The following is a 19,233-nucleotide window of genomic DNA, read 5'->3' on the forward strand; positions in this document are numbered from 1 at the left end:
TGTGATTTTGCACAAATTTTTTTGTGCATTTATAATACTCATGATTTGAGGGGTGAAGCAGTTGACAGGTCAACTAGTTCAATACGGACGCCACCGCCAACGAAGAAGTTATGCCCGTATTAGTGAAGTATTAGAGTTACCAAATCTTATCGAAATTCAAACCTCTTCTTATCAGTGGTTTCTTGATGAGGGTTTGCGAGAAATGTTCCAAGACATTTCTCCGATCGAAGACTTTACGGGAAATCTATCGCTTGAATTTATCGACTACAGCTTAGGTGAACCTAAATACTCTGTAGAAGAATGCAAAGAGCGTGATGTGACGTATGCAGCACCACTTCGTGTAAAAGTGCGTCTAATCAACAAGGAAACTGGTGAAGTAAAAGAACAAGATGTGTTCATGGGAGATTTCCCACTCATGACAGAGACTGGAACATTCGTAATTAACGGTGCAGAACGTGTTATCGTTTCCCAGTTAGTTCGCTCTCCAAGCGTATACTATAGTGGCAAAGTGGATAAAAACGGAAAACGTGGTTTTACTGCTACTGTAATTCCAAACCGCGGGGCTTGGTTAGAGTATGAGACAGATGCTAAGGATGTTGTATATGTACGTATTGACCGTACTCGTAAACTTCCTGTAACTGTTTTGTTACGCGCATTAGGGTTTGGCTCTGATCAAGAAATCACCGAGCTTTTAGGTGATAACGAATACTTAAGCAACACATTAGAAAAAGACAACACAGATAGCACAGAAAAAGCATTGCTTGAAATTTATGAGCGTCTACGCCCTGGTGAACCACCAACAGTAGAAAATGCAAAGAGCTTACTTGTGTCTCGTTTCTTTGATCCGAAGCGCTACGACTTAGCAAATGTAGGTCGCTATAAGATCAACAAAAAGCTACACATTAAAAATAGATTGTTTAACCAACGTTTAGCTGAAACACTGGTGGATCCAGAAACTGGTGAAATTTTAGCGGCAGAAGGAACAGTCTTAGATCGTCGTACGCTTGATCGCATTCTACCTTACTTAGAGAAAAACATTGGATTCAAAACAGCGAAACCAATGGGTGGAGTGGTAGCAGGCGATGTTGAGCTGCAATCTATTAAGATTTATGCTCCTGAGTCAGAAGGCGAACGCGTAATTAACGTAATTGGTAATGCAAATATTACTCGTGATATAAAACATATTACACCAGGTGATATCCTTGCTTCTATCAGCTACTTCTTCAACCTACTATACAAAGTAGGGGACACAGACGATATCGACCACTTAGGAAACCGTCGTTTACGTTCAGTAGGAGAGCTTTTACAAAACCAATTCCGTATCGGTCTTTCTCGTATGGAACGTGTTGTTCGTGAGAGAATGTCGATTCAAGATACAAATGCAATTACACCACAGGCGTTAATTAACATCCGTCCTGTTATTGCATCTATTAAAGAGTTCTTCGGAAGTTCTCAGTTATCTCAGTTCATGGACCAAACAAACCCATTAGCAGAGTTAACTCACAAACGAAGACTATCTGCATTAGGACCCGGTGGTTTAACGCGTGAGCGCGCAGGCTTTGAAGTGCGTGACGTTCACTACTCTCACTACGGTCGTATGTGTCCGATTGAAACACCAGAGGGACCAAACATCGGTTTGATTAACTCATTATCTTCGTTCGCGAAAGTAAATGAGTTTGGTTTCATTGAAACACCATACCGTCGTGTTGACCCAGAAACTGGTCTTGTAACAGGGCAGGTTGATTATTTAACAGCAGATGAAGAAGATAATTATGTTGTAGCCCAAGCGAATATGAAATTATCTGAAGAAGGAGAATTCCTTGATGAAGATATCGTAGCTCGTTTCCGTGGTGAAAACATTGTCACAAATAAAGAACGTATCGACTATATGGATGTATCTCCAAAGCAAGTAGTGTCGGCAGCGACAGCTTGTATTCCGTTCTTAGAAAACGATGACTCTAACCGCGCACTTATGGGAGCGAACATGCAACGTCAGGCGGTTCCGTTAATGAATCCGGAATCACCGATTGTAGGTACAGGTATGGAGTACGTATCAGCAAAAGACTCAGGTGCTGCAGTAATCTGTAAACACCCTGGTGTTGTTGAACGCGTAGAAGCACGTGAAGTTTGGGTACGTCGCTATGTAGAAGTTGACGGTCAAACAGTAAAAGGCGACTTAGATCGCTACAAAATGCAAAAATTCATTCGTTCTAACCAAGGAACTTGCTACAACCAACGTCCAATCGTAAGTGTTGGAAATGAAGTTGTAAAAGGTGAAATCCTTGCGGATGGTCCTTCTATGGAATTAGGTGAACTAGCACTTGGACGTAACGTGCTTGTTGGCTTCATGACATGGGACGGTTATAACTATGAGGATGCGATCATTATGAGTGAGCGCCTTGTAAAAGATGATGTGTACACTTCTATTCATATTGAAGAATATGAGTCAGAAGCTCGTGATACGAAGCTTGGACCAGAAGAAATTACACGTGATATTCCAAACGTCGGAGAAGATGCACTTCGTAACCTTGATGAGCGTGGTATTATTCGCGTCGGTGCTGAAGTAAAAGATGGAGATCTACTTGTTGGTAAAGTAACACCTAAAGGTGTAACAGAACTAACAGCAGAAGAACGTCTATTACATGCAATCTTCGGTGAAAAAGCACGTGAAGTACGTGATACATCACTACGTGTACCACATGGTGGTGGCGGTATTATCTTAGACGTAAAAGTATTCAACCGTGAAGATGGCGATGAATTGCCACCGGGCGTGAATCAACTTGTACGTGCGTATATCGTTCAAAAACGTAAAATTTCTGAAGGTGACAAGATGGCAGGACGTCACGGTAACAAAGGTGTTATCTCTCGTATTTTACCAGAAGAAGATATGCCTTACTTACCAGATGGTACGCCAATCGATATCATGTTAAACCCATTAGGGGTACCATCTCGTATGAATATCGGTCAGGTATTAGAGCTTCATCTTGGTATGGCAGCAAGATACCTTGGCATTCACATTGCAACACCAGTATTCGATGGTGCTCGTGAGGAAGATGTATGGGGCACAATTGAAGAAGCTGGTATGGCAAATGACGCGAAAACAATCCTGTATGACGGACGTACTGGTGAACCATTCGATAACCGCGTATCTGTTGGTGTCATGTATATGATCAAACTTGCGCACATGGTTGACGATAAACTTCATGCTCGTTCTACTGGACCATACTCACTTGTAACGCAGCAACCTCTTGGAGGTAAAGCTCAGTTCGGTGGACAGCGTTTCGGTGAGATGGAGGTTTGGGCACTTGAAGCTTATGGTGCTGCTTATACTCTTCAAGAAATCTTAACAGTGAAGTCTGATGATGTTATCGGACGTGTTAAGACGTATGAAGCAATTGTTAAAGGTGAAAATGTTCCAGAACCAGGCGTTCCTGAATCATTCAAAGTATTGATTAAAGAACTGCAAAGTTTAGGTATGGACGTTAAAATGATGTCTAGCGACGATAAAGAAATCGAAATGCGTGATACAGAAGATGACGACGATCATCAATCAGCAGATAAATTGAATGTCGAAGTTGAGACAACTAAGGAATAATTGGGATAACCTGTAGACTAAAAGGGAGGTAGGCCCCTTGATAGATGTAAATAACTTTGAATATATGAAGATTGGACTTGCTTCACCTGACAAGATTCGTTCTTGGTCATACGGTGAAGTTAAGAAACCAGAAACAATTAACTATCGTACGTTAAAGCCTGAAAAAGATGGCTTGTTCTGTGAGCGTATTTTCGGACCACAAAAGGACTGGGAATGTCATTGCGGAAAATACAAACGTGTACGTTATAAAGGTGTAGTTTGTGATCGATGTGGCGTTGAAGTAACGCGTGCAAAAGTTCGTCGTGAACGTATGGGTCATATCGAATTAGCTGCTCCTGTATCTCATATTTGGTATTTCAAAGGTATCCCGAGCCGCATGGGACTTGTCTTAGACATGTCCCCTCGCGCGCTTGAAGAAGTAATTTATTTCGCTTCTTATGTTGTAACAGAAAGTGGAGATACACCACTTGATAAGAAGCAATTACTTTCTGAAAAAGAATACCGTGCATATCGTGATCGATATGGTAGCACATTCCAAGCTGCTATGGGTGCAGAAGCGATTAAAAAGCTACTACAAGATATCGATTTAGATAAAGAAGTAGACTTCTTAAAAGAAGAATTAAAAACAGCACAAGGACAACGCCGTACTCGTGCTATTAAACGTCTAGAAGTATTAGAAGCATTCCGTAACTCTGGAAATCACCCATCTTGGATGATCCTAGATGTTCTTCCAGTTATCCCACCAGAACTACGCCCAATGGTACAGTTGGATGGTGGACGTTTTGCTACTTCTGATTTAAACGACTTATACCGTCGTGTAATTAACCGTAACAACCGTTTAAAACGTCTATTGGACTTAGGTGCACCAAGCATCATCGTTCAAAACGAAAAACGTATGTTACAAGAAGCTGTAGACGCATTAATCGATAATGGTCGCCGTGGCCGTCCAGTTACTGGACCAGGTAACCGTCCATTAAAATCTCTATCTCACATGCTTAAAGGTAAACAAGGACGTTTCCGTCAAAACTTATTAGGTAAACGTGTTGACTACTCTGGTCGTTCAGTAATCGTTGTAGGACCGAACTTAAAGATGTACCAATGTGGATTACCGAAAGAAATGGCGCTTGAACTGTTCAAACCTTTCGTTATGAAAGAGTTAGTTGAAAAAGGTTTAGCACACAACATTAAGAGTGCTAAACGTAAAATCGAGCGTGTACAACCTGAAGTTTGGGACGTTTTAGAATCTGTGATTAAAGAACATCCAGTACTTCTAAACCGCGCACCAACACTTCACCGTCTTGGTATCCAGGCGTTTGAACCTACACTAGTAGAAGGTCGTGCAATCCGTCTTCACCCACTTGTATGTACTGCATACAACGCGGACTTTGACGGTGACCAAATGGCGGTTCACGTTCCGTTATCATCAGAAGCACAAGCAGAAGCTCGTATTCTTATGTTAGCGGCACAAAACATCTTGAATCCAAAAGACGGAAAACCAGTTGTTACTCCATCTCAGGATATGGTATTAGGTAACTACTACTTAACACTTGAGCGTGAAGGTGCAATCGGTGAAGGTATGGTCTTCAAAGATGCCAACGAAGCAATACTTGCATACCAAAATGGATATGTACATCTGCACACGCGTGTTGCAGTTGCTGCAAGTTCAGTAAATAATGTAACGTTTACTGAAGAGCAAAAAGGTAAGCTTCTATTAACAACAGTTGGTAAATTAATATTTAACGAAATCTTACCAGAGTCGTTCCCTTATATTAACGAACCAACAAACTCAAACCTTGAAAAAGAAACACCAGCGGAATATTTCGTTGAAAAAGGTGCGAACATTAAAGAAATTATTGCTAGTCGCGAAGAAGTGGCACCATTTAGCAAGAAGATTCTTGGTAACATCATTGCGGAAGTATTCAAGCGTTTCAAAATTACAGAGACGTCTCGCATGCTTGACCGTATGAAGAACTTAGGATTTAAATACTCTACAAAAGCTGGTATTACAGTTGGGGTATCTGACATTCTTGTATTAGGTGAAAAAGATGAAATTCTCCACGAAGCACAAGCAAAAGTAGATAATGTAATTAAACAATTCCGTCGCGGTTTAATCACGGAAGAAGAACGTTACGATCGTGTTATCTCTATTTGGAGTAATGCAAAAGACGTTATCCAAGGAAAACTGATGAAGTCCTTGAATAAACGCAATCCAATCTTCATGATGAGTGATTCCGGTGCCCGTGGTAACGCATCTAACTTCACTCAGCTTGCTGGTATGCGTGGTCTGATGGCCAATCCATCTGGTCGTATCATTGAACTTCCGATCAAATCAAGTTTCCGTGAAGGTTTAACAGTACTTGAGTACTTCATCTCTACGCATGGTGCTCGTAAAGGTCTTGCCGATACAGCACTTAAGACTGCCGATTCTGGTTACTTAACACGTCGTCTTGTAGACGTTGCACAAGATGTAATTGTTCGTGAAGATGATTGTGGAACAGATCGCGGTTTACTAATCGGTGCGATTAAAGAGGGTAATGAAGTAATTGAGTCATTATATGATCGTCTTGTTGGACGTTTTGCAAGAAAAACTGTAAAACATCCTGAAACAGGTGAAGTATTAGTTGCTGAAAATCAATTAATTACTGAAGATATCGCTCATATCGTTGAAAATTCGGGTGTTGAAACTGTAAACATTCGTTCAGCGTTTACGTGTAACACTCGCCATGGTGTATGTAAGAAGTGTTACGGTCGTAACTTAGCAACTGGTACAGACGTAGAAGTAGGAGAAGCGGTAGGTATTATCGCGGCTCAATCTATCGGTGAGCCAGGTACACAGTTAACGATGCGTACGTTCCATACAGGTGGGGTTGCCGGTGATGATATCACACAAGGTTTACCTCGTATCCAAGAGATCTTTGAAGCTCGTAATCCGAAAGGTCAGGCAGTTATCAGTGAAATCGACGGTGTTATCGCAGCGATCAACGATGTTAAAGATCGCCAAGAAGTAGTTGTACAGGGTGAGGTTGAAGCTCGTACGTATGCTATTCCTTACGGTGCTCGTCTGAAAGTAACGCCAGGACAGCCAATTAGCCACGGTAAAGAGTTAACAGAAGGTTCTATTGATCCAAAAGAATTACTAAAAGTAACGGACATTACGGCAGTTCAAGAATACTTATTACGTGAAGTTCAAAAAGTATACCGTATGCAAGGGGTAGAAATTGGTGACAAACACGTAGAGGTAATGGTACGTCAAATGCTACGTAAAGTTCGTGTAAGTGATGCAGGTGAAACAGATGTATTACCAGGAACATTACTAGATATCCATCAGTTTACTGATGCGAATGCGAAGGTGTTACTGCAAGGTAAACAACCAGCAACGGCTAGACCTGTTCTACTTGGTATTACAAAAGCTTCACTTGAAACTGATTCATTCTTATCTGCAGCATCATTCCAAGAAACAACTCGTGTCTTAACTGATGCAGCAATTAAAGGTAAACGTGATGAGCTTCTAGGACTGAAAGAGAACGTTATTATCGGTAAACTTGTTCCTGCTGGAACAGGTATGAATCGTTATCGCAAAGTGGATCTTGTAAAAACAACACAAGATGACATGAATGTAGAAAACGATGAGATTTATGTGGAACAGTAAAATTTTCCGTCGTAAATTTTGTATAAAAACATCTAATCCTAGTTGACATTGTATGAGTCAAAATGTTACTATAATCAAGGTTGCTCCTGAACGATGCTTTGGAGGATATTTATATGTCTTATCAAAAAGTGTCAAATGCTGAAAATGTAGTCGTTGGTCATAAACGAACATTGGAAGCAATCAAAAATGGTATAGTTAAAGAAGTTGTTATTGCAGAAGATGCTGATGTGCGGTTAACCCATATTATCATTCGCACTGCTTTGCAACATAACATACCCATAACCAAAGTTGAATCAGTTCGTAAGCTTGGAAAAGTTTCGGGGATTCAAGTGGGAGCTTCAGCAATAGGAATAATAAGTTAAAACTGTTTTTGTGAGGAGAGAGCATTTGCTCTTCCTTGCAAAAACTTTGTTTTCAACTAATAATGAACCACCTGGATATGTGGTCATACAAACATGCGAAGGGAGGATAATCAAATGCCTACTATTAACCAATTAGTGAGAAATGGTCGTACTGATAAAGTATGGAAATCTAAATCACCTGCGTTAAACAAAGGTTTTAACTCTTTAAAGAAAAAATCAACTGATATCTCTGCACCTCAAAAACGTGGTGTATGTACTCGTGTTGGTACAATGACTCCAAAGAAACCTAACTCAGCGTTACGTAAATACGCTCGTGTACGTTTAACAAACGGTATTGAAGTTACAGCTTACATCCCAGGTATCGGTCATAACCTACAAGAGCATAGCGTAGTATTAATTCGCGGTGGTCGAGTAAAGGATTTACCAGGGGTACGTTACCACATCGTTCGTGGAGCGCTTGATACAGCTGGTGTTGACAAACGTATGCAAGGACGTTCTAAATATGGTACTAAGCGACCAAAACCTGCTAAAAAATAATAAACTTATAATGAAAGGAGGAACTCAATATGCCTCGTAAAGGACCTGTTGCGAAACGTGACGTGTTACCTGATCCAATGTACAATTCTAAACTTGTAACACGCCTAATCAACAAAATGATGGTTGACGGTAAAAAAGGTAAATCTCAAACAATTCTTTATAACGCTTTCGATATCGTTCGTGAACGTTCAGATAAAGAACCAATGGAAGTATTCGAGCAAGCTCTTAAGAACATCATGCCTGTTCTTGAAGTACGCGCTCGTCGTGTTGGTGGTGCTAACTACCAAGTTCCAGTTGAGGTTCGTCCAGAACGCCGTACAACTTTAGGTCTTCGCTGGTTAGTAAACTATGCTCGTCTTCGTGGTGAAAAAACTATGGAAGAGCGTCTAGCTTACGAAATCTTAGATGCAGCTAACAACGCTGGTGCATCTGTTAAGAAACGTGAAGACACTCATAAAATGGCAGAAGCTAACAAAGCATTTGCTCATTACCGTTGGTAGGATTCAACGTAAAATAAATGTAAGCATAAACCGCTTTATTTGTCGCTTATGGAAGTGTGGAGAGGGAGAATGCCTCTCCCTTTCGTTGGGCGCTCGTTTTACATAATGAGGGTACTGGACACTGGCATATGTAACAATATAAAGTGGCTTTTTTGCTACTTAAAATAAAAAAATCCAATCCATATATGGAAGGAGCAAGACACCAAATGACAAGAGAGTTCTCTTTAGAAAACACTCGTAATATTGGTATCATGGCTCACATCGATGCTGGTAAAACTACAGCAACTGAGCGTATTCTGTATTACACAGGACGTATTCATAAAATCGGTGAAACTCATGAAGGTGCATCTCAGATGGACTGGATGGAGCAAGAGCAAGAGCGTGGTATCACAATTACTTCTGCTGCAACTACAGCTCAATGGAAAGGTCACCGTGTAAACATCATTGACACTCCAGGACACGTAGACTTCACAGTAGAAGTAGAACGTTCTTTACGCGTACTTGATGGTGCGGTAGCAGTACTTGATGCACAATCTGGTGTAGAACCACAAACAGAAACTGTTTGGCGTCAGGCTACTACTTACGGTGTACCTCGTATCGTATTCGTTAACAAAATGGATAAGATCGGTGCAGATTTCTTATACTCTGTAGGAACAATCCACGATCGTTTACAAGCAAACGCACATCCAATTCAGTTACCAATCGGTGCTGAAGATGAGTTCAATGGTATCATTGACCTTGTTGAAGAGTGTGCTTACATGTACGGTAACGATTTAGGAACAGACATCGAGCGTGTCGAAATTCCTGAAGAGCACAAAGAACTAGCTGAAGAATACCGTGGAAAGCTTATTGAAGCGGTAGCTGAGCTTGATGAAGAAATGATGATGAAGTACCTAGAAGGTGAAGAAATCACTGTAGAAGAGCTTAAAGCTGGTATCCGTAAGGCTACAACTTCTGTAGAATTCTTCCCAGTAATCTGTGGTTCTGCATTCAAAAACAAAGGTGTTCAAATTCTGTTAGACGCAGTTATCGACTACCTACCATCTCCATTAGATGTACCTGCTATTAAAGGTACTCTTCCGGATACAGAGGAAGAAGTAGAACGTAAGTCTAGCGATGAAGAACCATTTGCAGCTTTAGCATTCAAAATCATGACTGACCCTTATGTTGGTAAGTTAACATTCTTCCGTGTGTACTCTGGTGTGTTAAACTCTGGATCATACGTGAAAAACTCAACTAAAGGTAAGCGTGAGCGTGTAGGTCGTATCCTACAAATGCACGCTAACAGCCGTGAAGAGATTTCAACAGTTTACGCTGGTGACATCGCTGCTGCTGTAGGTTTAAAAGATACTACTACTGGTGATACTCTTTGTGACGAGAAGAGCCTTGTTATCCTTGAGTCTATGGAATTCCCAGAGCCAGTTATCTCTGTAGCTATCGAACCAAAATCTAAAGCTGACCAAGATAAAATGGGTACAGCATTATCTAAGCTTTCTGAAGAAGATCCAACATTCCGTGCTCACACTGACCAAGAAACTGGCCAAACAATCATCGCTGGTATGGGTGAACTTCACCTTGATATCATCGTTGACCGTATGCGCCGTGAATTCAAAGTTGAAGCAAACGTTGGTGCTCCTCAGGTAGCATACCGTGAAACTTTCCGCGCTGCTGCGAAAGTTGAAGGTAAGTTCGCTCGTCAATCTGGTGGACGTGGACAATTCGGTCACGTTTGGATTGAGTTTGCACCTAACGAAGAAGGTAAAGGATTTGAATTCGAAAACAAAATCGTCGGCGGTGTAGTTCCACGTGAATACATCCCAGCTGTTGGAGCGGGTCTTGAAGACTCACTTAAAAATGGTGTACTAGCTGGTTACCCACTAGTTGACATTAAAGCAGCATTAGTTGACGGTTCTTACCATGATGTCGATTCATCTGAGATGGCGTTCAAAATCGCTGCATCTATGGCACTTAAAGCTGCGGTTTCTAAATGTAACCCAGTAATTCTTGAGCCAATGATGAAAGTTGAAGTTGTAATTCCTGAAGAATACATGGGAGACATCATGGGAGACGTAACATCTCGTCGTGGACGTGTAGAAGGTATGGAAGCTCGCGGTAACGCACAAGTTGTTCGCGCTATGGTTCCACTTTCTGAAATGTTCGGTTATGCGACAGCATTACGTTCAAACACTCAAGGACGCGGAACATTCTCAATGACATTTGATCATTATGAAGAAGTACCGAAGTCAGTTTCAGAAGAAATTATTAAAAAAAATAAAGGTGAATAATTGATTTTTATCGATTGTTCAAGTATAACTACTTATGTAAGCTTAGAAAGTGAGACTTCGGTTTCGCTTTCTAGTCTAAATATAAAATAACCTATATAAACTAAGGAGGAATTTAGAATGGCTAAAGCTAAATTCGAACGTTCTAAACCCCATGTTAACATCGGTACAATCGGCCACGTTGACCATGGTAAAACTACATTAACTGCTGCGATCACTACAGTTCTTGCAAAAGCTGGTGGTGCTGAAGCACGCGGATACGATCAAATCGACGCTGCTCCAGAAGAAAGAGAGCGCGGAATCACAATCTCAACTGCACACGTTGAGTACGAAACTGAAACTCGTCACTATGCACACGTTGACTGCCCAGGTCACGCTGACTATGTTAAAAACATGATCACTGGTGCTGCTCAAATGGACGGCGGTATCTTAGTAGTATCTGCTGCTGATGGCCCAATGCCTCAAACACGTGAGCACATCCTTCTTTCTCGTCAAGTAGGTGTACCTTACATCGTTGTATTCTTAAACAAATGCGACATGGTAGACGACGAAGAATTATTAGAATTAGTAGAAATGGAAGTTCGTGACCTATTATCTGAATACGGATTCCCAGGCGACGACATTCCTGTAATCAAAGGTTCTGCTCTTAAAGCTCTTCAAGGAGAAGCTGATTGGGAAGCAAAAATCATTGAATTAATGACTGAAGTTGATGCTTACATCCCAACTCCAGAACGTGAAACTGACAAACCATTCTTAATGCCTATCGAGGATGTATTCTCTATCACAGGTCGTGGTACAGTTGCAACTGGTCGTGTAGAGCGCGGAATCGTTAAAGTTGGTGACGTAGTAGAAATCATCGGTCTTGCTGAAGAGAATGCTTCTACAACTGTAACTGGTGTAGAAATGTTCCGTAAACTTCTTGACCAAGCTCAAGCTGGAGACAACATCGGTGCTCTTCTTCGTGGGGTTGCTCGTGAAGACATCCAACGTGGACAAGTTCTTGCTAAAACTGGCTCTGTAAAAGCACACGCTAAATTCAAAGCTGAAGTTTTCGTATTATCTAAAGAAGAAGGTGGACGTCACACTCCATTCTTCGCTAACTACCGTCCTCAGTTCTACTTCCGTACAACTGACGTAACTGGTATCATCCAATTACCAGAAGGTACTGAAATGGTAATGCCTGGTGACAACATCGAAATGACTATCGAACTTATCGCTCCAATCGCTATCGAAGAGGGAACTAAATTCTCTATTCGTGAAGGTGGACGTACAGTAGGTTACGGCGTAGTTGCAACTATCGTTGAGTAATCTTAACTGATATAAAAACCCAAGGGATTCTCCCTTGGGTTTTTTGTTTGTGTTTATATAATGAGTAAGATTATATTTTTATGTTTTGACGAGTTTCTTCTATAGTAATATAAAACCAACAAAACGAAACCCAGAAACTGTAAAATGAATTCTGTTAGATGAAAACTTGAAATTCTTTAAAGTGCCATGTATAATAGCAAAAGTAGAGAAAAGCAGATGCAAACAAAAAGATGCTTGCATCTAGACGAATAACATTGTATAATAGACAATGTTGGTCTTTGACTGCGATGAAGTGGAAGGTTGCTGACACACCCGGCCGCTTTGCCATGGCATGGTGTGGGGAAATTTCCATGGAGAAGGTCTATTTTAGAAATAGGCGAACGAAGGAGGGAAAATAATGGCAAAAGAAAAAATTCGTATCCGTTTAAAAGCTTATGATCACCGTATTCTTGATCAATCAGCTGAGAAAATTGTAGAAACAGCTAAGCGTTCTGGGGCAACAGTTTCTGGTCCGATCCCATTACCAACTGAGAAGACTATTTACACAATTCTTCGTGCTGTTCATAAGTACAAAGATTCTCGTGAGCAATTCGAAATGCGCACACACAAACGTTTAATCGATATCGTGAGTCCTACTCCACAAACAGTAGATTCATTAATGCGTTTAGACTTACCGTCTGGTGTAGATATCGAAATCAAACTATAAATTATATAACTTAAAAATGTAGGAGGTGTAACTCATGACCAAAGGAATCTTAGGAAGAAAGATCGGTATGACTCAAGTATTTGCTGAGAACGGTGAGTTAATCCCAGTAACAGTTATCGCTGCTAATCCAAACGTTGTTCTTCAAAAGAAAACAACTGAAACTGATGGCTACAATGCAATCCAGTTAGGATTTGAAGATAAACGTGAAAAGTTAACTAACAAACCTGAACAAGGCCACACTGCTAAAGCATCTACAACTCCTAAGCGCTTCATTCGCGAAATCCGCGATGCAGACGTGGACGGATTAGAGGTTGGTCAAGAGGTAAAAGTTGAAGTTTTCGCTGCAGGTGAAATCGTTGACGTAACAGGAATTTCTAAAGGTAAAGGTTTCCAAGGTGTTATCAAACGCCACGGACAATCTCGCGGACCTATGTCTCATGGTTCTCGCTATCACCGTCGTCCAGGTTCAATGGGCCCAGTTGCTCCGAACCGTGTATTCAAAGGTAAAAAACTTGCTGGACGTATGGGTGGAGACCAAGTTACTATCCAAAACTTAGAAATCGTTCAAGTTGACACTGAGCGCAACTTATTACTAGTAAAAGGTAACGTTCCAGGTGCTAAGAAATCTCTTGTAGTTGTTCAAGGCGCTGTGAAGGTTAGCAAATAATTCACAATAGGAAGGAGGAATTCCAATGCCAAAAGTTACTGTATATAACCAAACTGGTTCACAGGTTGGTGAAATCGAATTAGCTGAAGCTATTTTCGGTATCGAACCAAATGAAGCTGTACTTTTCGAAGCTGTAATGATGCAACGTGCATCTTTACGTCAAGGTACACACAAAGTAAAAACTCGTTCTGAAGTTCGCGGTGGTGGTCGTAAACCATGGCGTCAAAAAGGAACTGGACGTGCTCGTCAAGGGTCTATCCGCTCTCCTCAATGGCGTGGTGGTGGTACGGTATTCGGACCTACACCAAGAAGCTATGCGTACAAACTTCCTAAGAAAGTTCGTCGTTTAGCAATCAAATCTGCATTAGCTACTAAAGTAGTTGAGAACAACATTGTAGTTCTTGAAGACCTAGTGTTAAATGCACCAAAAACAAAAGATATGCTAGCAGTACTTAAAGGATTAACTGTTGAGAAGAAAGCTCTTATCGTAACTGCTGATGCAAACGAATCTGTAGAGTTATCTGCTCGCAATATCCCTGGAGTAACAGTAATCACTGCTGATGGCGTAAACGTTTTAGACGTGCTTCATCATGATAAGCTAATCATGACAAAAGCGGCAGTGGAAAAAGTAGAGGAGGTGCTTGCATAATGAGAGATCCTCGTGATATCATTAAGCGCCCAGTTATCACTGAACGTTCTATGGAAATGATGGCTGAAAAAAAATACACGTTCGATGTGGACGTTAAATCTAATAAAACAGAAGTTAAAGATGCTCTTGAAGCGATCTTTGGTGTTAAAGTAGAAAAAGTGAACATCATGAACTACAAGCCGAAAGCAAAACGCGTTGGTCGTCACGCTGGTTTTACTAGCCGTCGTCGTAAAGCAATCGTTAAGCTAACTGCTGACAGCAAAGAAATCGAAATCTTCCAAGGCGTTTAATTCTTACTAAAGAAGGAGGGAAATTGAGATGGGAATTAAAAAGTATAATCCAACTACTAACGGTCGTCGTAATATGACTACGAATGATTTCGCTGAAATCACGACTGACAGACCCGAAAAGTCATTACTTGCTCCTTTAAGCAAGAAGGCGGGTCGTAATAACCAAGGTAAAATTACTGTACGTCATCAAGGTGGCGGACATAAGCGTCAATACCGTATCATCGACTTTAAGCGTAACAAAGATGGAATTCCAGGACGCGTTGCTACGATCGAATACGATCCAAACCGCTCTGCGAATATCGCATTAATTAACTACGTTGACGGTGAAAAACGTTACATTCTTGCTCCTAAATCTTTAGAAGTAGGTATGGAAGTTATGTCTGGCCCAGAAGCTGACATTAAAATCGGTAACGCATTACCATTAATCAACATTCCAGTAGGTACTGTTGTTCATAACATCGAGCTTAAGCCTGGTCGTGGCGGACAATTAGTTCGTTCTGCTGGTACATCTGCTCAAGTACTTGGTAAAGAAGGTAAATACGTACTTGTACGTTTGACTTCTGGTGAAGTACGTCTTGTATTATCTGCTTGTCGCGCTTCAATCGGTCAAGTAGGTAACGAACAACACGAACTTATCAAAATCGGTAAAGCTGGTCGCTCTCGCTGGTTAGGTAAACGCCCAACAGTTCGTGGTTCTGTAATGAACCCGGTTGATCACCCACACGGTGGTGGTGAAGGACGTTCTCCAATCGGACGTAAGTCTCCAATGTCTCCATGGGGTAAACCAACTCTTGGATTCAAGACTCGTAAGAAAAATAAAGCGTCTGATAAATTTATCGTTCGTCGTCGTAAAAAATAATGGGATTGTAGTACGGTTCATTTCTAGAACCGTACGCCAATCACGAAGGGAGGCACCAAAATGGCTCGTAGCTTAAAAAAAGGACCATTTGTCGATGATCACTTAATGAGCAAAATGGAAAAATTAGTTGCATCTGAGCAAAAACAAGTTGTTAAAACTTGGTCTCGCCGTTCAACAATCTTCCCTCAGTTCATCGGACACACAATCGCTGTATATGATGGTCGTAAACACGTACCTGTGTACATCACTGAGGATATGGTTGGCCATAAGTTAGGTGAATTCGCACCAACTCGTACGTATAAAGGTCACCTTGCTGACGATAAGAAAACTAGAAGATAATGAGAGGAGGCACTTCAATGCAAGCTAAAGCAGTAGCGAGAACAGTTCGTATTGCTCCTCGTAAAGTTCGTTTAGTAGTAGACTTAATCCGAGGTAAGCAAGTGGGTGAAGCGATTGCTATCCTTAACCACACACCAAAAACTGCTTCTCCAGTTGTAGAAAAAGTTTTAAAATCTGCAATCGCAAATGCAGAGCACAATTATGAGATGGATATTAACAACCTAGTTGTTGAAAAAGTTTTCGTTGACGAAGGTCCAACGTTGAAACGTTTCCGTCCACGTGCAATGGGTCGTGCAAGCCAAATTAACAAACGCACAAGCCACATCACAGTTGTGGTATCAGAAAAGAAGGAGGGATAATCGATGGGTCAAAAGGTTAATCCAATTGGTCTTCGTGTCGGTGTTATCCGTGACTGGGAATCTCGTTGGTTCGCTGAGAAAGATTACGCTACATTATTACATGAAGACATCAAAATCCGTGAGTACATTACTGTACGCTTAAAAGATTCTGCTGTTGCTAAAGTAGAAATCGAACGTGCAGCAAATCGTGTAAATGTTACAATTCACACTGCAAAACCTGGTATGGTAATTGGTAAAGGTGGTACTGAAGTTGAAGCACTTCGCAAAGCTCTTAACCAATTAACAGGCAAGCGTGTACACATCAACATTTTAGAAGTTAAGAGAGCTGATCTTAACGCTAAATTAGTAGGCGAAAACATCGCTCGTCAATTAGAAAACCGTGTATCATTCCGTCGTGCACAAAAGCAAGTTATTCAACGTGCTATGCGTGCAGGTGCTAAAGGTATTAAAACACAGGTTTCTGGTCGTCTTGGCGGAGCTGATATCGCTCGTGCAGAATCTTACAGTGAAGGAACTGTTCCACTTCATACACTTCGCGCTGATATTGACTATGCAGCAGTTGAAGCTGATACAACATACGGTAAATTAGGCGTAAAAGTATGGATCTACCGTGGAGAAGTCCTTCCTACAAAAAAGAAAGCTTCTGAGGAAGGAGGAAAATAATATGTTAATGCCAAAACGCGTAAAATATCGTAGAGAGCATCGTGGTAAAATGCGTGGTCGTGCAAAAGGTGGAACTGAAATTGCTTTCGGTGAATTCGGTTTACAAGCACAAGCTGCTTCATGGATTACAAACCGTCAAATCGAAGCTGCTCGTCGTGCAATGACTCGTTACATGAAACGTGGCGGTAAAGTATGGATTAAAATTTTCCCTTCTAAGCCTTACACTGCAAAACCTCTAGAAGTACGTATGGGTTCCGGTAAAGGGGCACCAGAAGGCTGGGTAGCAGTAGTAAAACCTGGGAAAATTATGTTCGAAATCGCGGGTGTATCTGAAGAGGTAGCACGCGAAGCATTACGTCTTGCAGCTCACAAGTTACCTGTGAAATGTAAATTCGTAAAACGTGAAGAAAATGGTGGTGAATCTAATGAAAACTAATGATATTCGTGAATTAACCACTGCCGAAATCGAAACAAAAGTTAAAGCTTTAAAGGAAGAGTTGTTTAATCTTCGCTTCCAACTTGCTACAGGACAATTAGAGAATCCAACTCGCATTCGTGAAGTGCGTAAAGCAATTGCTCGTATGAAAACTGTAGTTCGTGAAAGAGAGATCGGAATTAATCGATAAATTGAGGGGAGGTTTGCATAGTGAGCGAACGTAACCAACGCAAAGTTTATACTGGTCGTGTAGTGTCTGACAAAATGGACAAAACGATTACAGTTTTAGTTGAAACTTACAAAACTCATTCCTTGTACGGAAAACGTGTTAAGTATTCTAAGAAGTACAAAGCCCATGATGAGCAAAACCAAGCGAAACTTGGCGATATCGTTAAAATCATGGAAACTCGCCCGCTTTCTGCTACTAAGCGTTTCCGTTTAGTTGAAATCGTTGAAGAAGCGGTTATTATCTAAATAGACGAATCGGAATTTTTAGTCCGAAGGGAGGTTTCATAACATGATCCAACAAGAATCTCGTTTGAAAGTTGCTGACAACTCTGGTGCACGTGAACTTTTAACAATTAAAGTATTAGGCGGCTCTGGTCGTAAATATGCTAACATTGGTGACATTATCGTTGCTACGGTAAAACAAGCAACACCAGGTGGCGTTGTTAAAAAAGGTGACGTTGTTAAAGCAGTAGTAGTACGTACGAAGAGCGGAGCTCGTCGTCCGGACGGTTCTTACATCAAATTTGATGAAAACGCAGCGGTTATCATTAAAGACGATAAGAGCCCACGTGGTACTCGTATCTTCGGACCAGTAGCTCGTGAATTACGTGATAGCAACTTCATGAAGATCGTTTCTTTAGCTCCAGAAGTTCTATAATTTAAGGTATTGCCTTGCTAAGGAGGTGCAGAATTAAGATGCATGTAAAAAAAGGTGATAAAGTACAGGTAATCACTGGTAAAGACAAAGGAAAACAAGGCGTTATCCTTGTGGCTTTCCCAAAGCAAAACCGTGTTATCGTTGAGGGTGTCAATATCGTTAAGAAGCACTCTAAGCCATCTCAATTAAATCCACAAGGTGGAATTATTACTAAAGAAGCACCTATTCACGTTTCTAACGTTATGATTTTAGATCCGAAAACAGGTGAACCTACTCGTGTAGGCTTCAAAGTAGAAGATGGTAAAAAAGTTCGTATTGCAAAAAAATCTGGTGAATTATTAGATAAATAATTTTCTTAAGAAAGGAGGTCACTTCATTGAATCGCCTTAAAGAGAAGTTCCAAAAGGAAATTACTCCTGCTCTAGTGAGCAAGTTTAACTATAAATCTGTGATGGAAGTACCGAAAATCGAAAAGATCGTAATCAACACTGGTGTTGGTGACGCGGTATCTAACTCAAAAGCTTTAGACAATGCAGTAGAAGAATTAACACAAATCGCAGGTCAAAAACCTGTTGTAACTCGTGCTAAAAAATCAATCGCTGGTTTCCGTCTTCGTGAAGGTATGCCAATCGGTGCGAAAGTAACTTTACGCGGCGAGCAAATGTATGAGTTCTTCGACAAATTAGTGTCAGTTTCTTTACCACGTGTACGTGATTTCCGTGGTGTTTCTAAGAAATCATTCGATGGTCGTGGGAACTACACATTAGGTGTTAAAGAGCAACTTATCTTCCCTGAGATCGATTATGATAAAGTAAGCAAAGTCCGCGGTATGGACATCGTAATCGTTACTACAGCGAAAACTGATGAAGAAGCTCGTGAACTTTTAACACAATTCGGTATGCCATTCCAAAAATAATGGAAGCCAACGCTAAGTAGAGGAGGCGAAAACGTGGCTAAAAAATCTATGATAGCGAAACAAAAGCGTACTCCTAAGTTTAAAGTACAAGAGTATACACGTTGCGAACGCTGCGGTCGTCCGCATTCTGTATACCGCAAATTTAAACTTTGCCGTATTTGTTTCCGTGAACTTGCATATAAAGGTCAAATTCCTGGTGTTAAAAAAGCTAGTTGGTAAAACCCACAAAT

At 41.0% G+C, this 19,233-nt stretch carries 22 protein-coding genes; all 22 read left to right on the forward strand.

Going from position 1 to position 19,233, the window contains the following annotated elements; genetic code table 11:
- The first annotated feature begins 61 nt into the window (after window positions 1-61).
- On the forward strand, window positions 62-3,595 hold the full coding sequence (rpoB, locus tag JDS95_RS25710) for a DNA-directed RNA polymerase subunit beta (protein ID WP_000147560.1): 3,534 nt from the start codon (window positions 62-64) through the stop codon (window positions 3,593-3,595).
- Window positions 3,596-3,632: 37 nt separating this feature from the next.
- The gene (gene rpoC / locus JDS95_RS25715) at window positions 3,633-7,244 is read left to right on the forward strand and encodes a DNA-directed RNA polymerase subunit beta' (RefSeq protein ID WP_000567945.1); all 3,612 of its coding nucleotides are present in this window, start codon (window positions 3,633-3,635) and stop codon (window positions 7,242-7,244) included.
- Between the two features lie 113 nt (window positions 7,245-7,357).
- Entirely contained in the window at window positions 7,358-7,606 is a 249-nt protein-coding gene (locus JDS95_RS25720) for a 50S ribosomal protein L7ae-like protein (protein ID WP_000121831.1), read from the forward strand.
- Window positions 7,607-7,720: 114 nt separating this feature from the next.
- Window positions 7,721-8,143, forward strand: coding sequence for a 30S ribosomal protein S12 (gene rpsL, locus JDS95_RS25725; protein WP_001142341.1), 423 nt, complete (start codon window positions 7,721-7,723; stop codon window positions 8,141-8,143).
- A 29-nt stretch (window positions 8,144-8,172) separates the two neighbouring features.
- Window positions 8,173-8,643, forward strand: coding sequence for a 30S ribosomal protein S7 (rpsG, locus tag JDS95_RS25730; RefSeq protein ID WP_001137492.1), 471 nt, complete (start codon window positions 8,173-8,175; stop codon window positions 8,641-8,643).
- Window positions 8,644-8,849: 206 nt separating this feature from the next.
- Window positions 8,850-10,928 (forward strand): elongation factor G, encoded by a 2,079-nt coding sequence (fusA, locus tag JDS95_RS25735; protein WP_000196385.1) that lies wholly within the window; start codon window positions 8,850-8,852, stop codon window positions 10,926-10,928.
- Between the two features lie 117 nt (window positions 10,929-11,045).
- Window positions 11,046-12,233 (forward strand): elongation factor Tu, encoded by a 1,188-nt coding sequence (tuf, locus tag JDS95_RS25740; protein ID WP_001029617.1) that lies wholly within the window; start codon window positions 11,046-11,048, stop codon window positions 12,231-12,233.
- A 397-nt stretch (window positions 12,234-12,630) separates the two neighbouring features.
- A complete protein-coding gene (rpsJ, locus tag JDS95_RS25745; RefSeq protein ID WP_001040595.1) occupies window positions 12,631-12,939 on the forward strand; it encodes a 30S ribosomal protein S10 in 309 nt (102 codons plus the stop codon).
- A gap of 34 nt (window positions 12,940-12,973) precedes the next feature.
- Complete coding sequence (gene rplC / locus JDS95_RS25750; protein ID WP_000160209.1) at window positions 12,974-13,606, forward strand: 50S ribosomal protein L3; 633 nt, start codon at window positions 12,974-12,976, stop codon at window positions 13,604-13,606.
- Window positions 13,607-13,631: 25 nt separating this feature from the next.
- Window positions 13,632-14,255: a 50S ribosomal protein L4 gene (gene rplD, locus JDS95_RS25755; RefSeq protein ID WP_001127258.1), complete on the forward strand. Its 624-nt coding sequence runs from the start codon at window positions 13,632-13,634 to the stop codon at window positions 14,253-14,255.
- A complete protein-coding gene (gene rplW, locus JDS95_RS25760; RefSeq protein ID WP_001205558.1) occupies window positions 14,255-14,545 on the forward strand; it encodes a 50S ribosomal protein L23 in 291 nt (96 codons plus the stop codon). The genes rplD and rplW overlap by 1 nt, the downstream gene beginning before the upstream one ends.
- A 28-nt stretch (window positions 14,546-14,573) precedes the next feature.
- Window positions 14,574-15,404 carry a 50S ribosomal protein L2 gene (gene rplB / locus JDS95_RS25765; RefSeq protein ID WP_000511583.1) on the forward strand — a complete coding sequence of 277 codons (831 nt, stop codon included), beginning with the start codon at window positions 14,574-14,576 and terminating at the stop codon, window positions 15,402-15,404.
- Window positions 15,405-15,464: 60 nt separating this feature from the next.
- On the forward strand, window positions 15,465-15,743 hold the full coding sequence (rpsS, locus tag JDS95_RS25770; RefSeq protein WP_000124454.1) for a 30S ribosomal protein S19: 279 nt from the start codon (window positions 15,465-15,467) through the stop codon (window positions 15,741-15,743).
- Window positions 15,744-15,760: 17 nt separating this feature from the next.
- Complete coding sequence (gene rplV / locus JDS95_RS25775; protein ID WP_001148024.1) at window positions 15,761-16,102, forward strand: 50S ribosomal protein L22; 342 nt, start codon at window positions 15,761-15,763, stop codon at window positions 16,100-16,102.
- A 3-nt stretch (window positions 16,103-16,105) separates the two neighbouring features.
- Complete coding sequence (gene rpsC, locus JDS95_RS25780) at window positions 16,106-16,765, forward strand: 30S ribosomal protein S3 (RefSeq protein ID WP_000529958.1); 660 nt, start codon at window positions 16,106-16,108, stop codon at window positions 16,763-16,765.
- A 1-nt stretch (window position 16,766) separates the two neighbouring features.
- Window positions 16,767-17,201 carry a 50S ribosomal protein L16 gene (gene rplP, locus JDS95_RS25785; RefSeq protein ID WP_000928969.1) on the forward strand — a complete coding sequence of 145 codons (435 nt, stop codon included), beginning with the start codon at window positions 16,767-16,769 and terminating at the stop codon, window positions 17,199-17,201.
- A complete protein-coding gene (rpmC, locus tag JDS95_RS25790) occupies window positions 17,191-17,391 on the forward strand; it encodes a 50S ribosomal protein L29 (protein ID WP_000855718.1) in 201 nt (66 codons plus the stop codon). Before rplP ends, rpmC begins: the two co-directional genes overlap by 11 nt.
- 20 nt (window positions 17,392-17,411) lie before the next feature.
- The gene (gene rpsQ / locus JDS95_RS25795; RefSeq protein WP_000004106.1) at window positions 17,412-17,675 is read left to right on the forward strand and encodes a 30S ribosomal protein S17; all 264 of its coding nucleotides are present in this window, start codon (window positions 17,412-17,414) and stop codon (window positions 17,673-17,675) included.
- Window positions 17,676-17,718: 43 nt separating this feature from the next.
- Window positions 17,719-18,087, forward strand: a complete 369-nt coding sequence (rplN, locus tag JDS95_RS25800; protein WP_000615912.1) for a 50S ribosomal protein L14 — start codon at window positions 17,719-17,721, stop codon at window positions 18,085-18,087.
- Between the two features lie 38 nt (window positions 18,088-18,125).
- On the forward strand, window positions 18,126-18,437 hold the full coding sequence (gene rplX / locus JDS95_RS25805) for a 50S ribosomal protein L24 (RefSeq protein ID WP_000558200.1): 312 nt from the start codon (window positions 18,126-18,128) through the stop codon (window positions 18,435-18,437).
- A gap of 26 nt (window positions 18,438-18,463) precedes the next feature.
- Window positions 18,464-19,003 carry a 50S ribosomal protein L5 gene (gene rplE / locus JDS95_RS25810; protein ID WP_001080829.1) on the forward strand — a complete coding sequence of 180 codons (540 nt, stop codon included), beginning with the start codon at window positions 18,464-18,466 and terminating at the stop codon, window positions 19,001-19,003.
- Window positions 19,004-19,036: 33 nt separating this feature from the next.
- Window positions 19,037-19,222: a 30S ribosomal protein S14 gene (rpsN, locus tag JDS95_RS25815; protein WP_001085700.1), complete on the forward strand. Its 186-nt coding sequence runs from the start codon at window positions 19,037-19,039 to the stop codon at window positions 19,220-19,222.
- Window positions 19,223-19,233 lie beyond the last annotated feature (11 nt).

It is taken from the genome of Bacillus cereus group sp. N24, from assembly GCF_016483345.1.
Lineage (GTDB): Bacteria > Bacillota > Bacilli > Bacillales > Bacillaceae_G > Bacillus_A > Bacillus_A toyonensis.